Origin of the sequence: Actinosynnema sp. NPDC023658, assembly GCF_040639995.1 — a bacterium.
GTDB lineage: Bacteria > Actinomycetota > Actinomycetes > Mycobacteriales > Pseudonocardiaceae > Actinosynnema.
The window spans coordinates 1-1,016 of record NZ_JBFAAX010001523.1 but is presented as its reverse complement, the minus strand read 5'-3'; the positions used below and the strand labels follow the sequence as shown (position 1 = coordinate 1,016).

General features: G+C 71.8%; 1 protein-coding gene and 1 pseudogene. Both read right to left on the bottom strand.

The window, feature by feature from the left end; translation table 11 throughout:
• A partial coding sequence (locus AB0G02_RS42255; protein WP_360806827.1) for a CapA family protein occupies window positions 1-654 on the bottom strand: 654 nt, incomplete at its 3' end.
• Window positions 655-763: 109 nt separating this feature from the next.
• Window positions 764-1,016, bottom strand: a pseudogene (locus AB0G02_RS42250) (hypothetical protein); the annotation flags it as partial.

Genomic DNA, 1,016 nt, shown 5'->3' with positions numbered 1-1,016 from the left:
GGAGTGGTTGTTGGCCAGCACCGCGAGGTCCGCGGACAGCGCGCGCAGACCCGCCACGGTCGGCTCGGCGGACTGGAGGATGTAGCGCTTGCCGGGGTAGGCGGCCCCCGTCGGCTTGTCGCTGATGACCGTCTCCACGTTGACGGTGCGGAAGTCGGCGGCGGCGAACGCGGGGGCGATGGCGGACACCACGTCCTGCGCGCCGGACGCGGCGTCGTCGGTGGGGATCAGGGGCCGCGAGCGTCCGCTGGACTCCTGCTCGTCGGGCGTCGCGTAGCGCCTGCCGAACATCACGTCGCCCGCCGAGTGGACCGCGAACCTGTTGCCCCTGCGGGCGAACAGCTTCACCTCGACCTGCTTGCCGGAGTCCGACCGCCCCAGCGGGACGGGCTCGGGGAGGTGTCCTTCCGCGGTCACCACCGCCATGGCCGGCCCGGGCAGTTCCGGCGCGTCGACCGCGCCGTCGTCGTCGGTGGTCAGCGTGACCGGGCTGCCCAGTGGCGAGTGCACCACGACGGTGGCGCCCTCCAGCGGTTTCCCGGACTCGTCGAGGACCTCGAGCCGCACCGCGATGCCACCGCCGGCGGCCCGGCGCACGCAGCCGTCGCAGTCGGCGCCGCTGACCGCGTAGACCACCGCCCCCACCGCCAGCACCAGGACCAGGGGAATGGCGACCCAAGGCCACCGTTGTCTCAACGTGCCGATTGTGCCCACTGCGCAAACCTTCCAAGATAGTGAGAAAGCCTCATGAATTGCGCCGGACTCAGTCGCCCAATGCCTTTCCCAAGGCGCGGGAGACCGGTTCCCAGCGGTCGGGGGAGTCCCTGGTGGTGCGGTTCATCTCGACGTGGACGAAGGACGCGCCGTGTTCCGCCGCGAAGACGCCCTGTCGATTGCGCATTCCCTCCAGGTCGCCGCAGTCGCGCACCCACGCCCGGCACACGCGCAGCTGGTCCGCGAGGTCATCGGCCACGCGGCTGATGGTCGGGTCCTCCTGCGCCGCGCCGGGCGAGAGC